Origin of the sequence: Psychromonas aquatilis (assembly GCF_038155185.1) — a bacterium.
GTDB lineage: Bacteria > Pseudomonadota > Gammaproteobacteria > Enterobacterales > Psychromonadaceae > Psychromonas > Psychromonas aquatilis.
In genome coordinates this window covers 1-213 of the sequence record NZ_JBAKAZ010000411.1, presented here as the reverse complement: position 1 = coordinate 213, position 213 = coordinate 1, and the positions used below count along the sequence as shown (strand labels likewise).

The window sequence follows — 213 nt, the reverse complement described above, 5'->3', positions numbered from 1 at the left end:
TAGCTTTTCAGAAAGTGTGACAATATCATCAGGTACATGATTACTACTTAACTTTTCAATGGTAGAAAAAAAAAGGCGATGAGCTCGTGTATAAAAATCACGATCCTCAACACGTTCTGAAACATCAGACCAAGTATCGTTATCTAATAATAAAAAACCAATAACAGCTTGCTCGGCTTCAAATGAATGATGCACAGTTTTAATCGGGGAGTT

Annotated in this window: 1 protein-coding gene; it reads right to left on the bottom strand. The window is 35.2% G+C overall.

All coding sequences use genetic code 11. The features are described 5' to 3' along the window. Positions 1-213: DnaB-like helicase N-terminal domain-containing protein (locus V6256_RS15975; RefSeq protein WP_341599185.1), on the bottom strand; the 213-nt coding region annotated here is incomplete at both ends.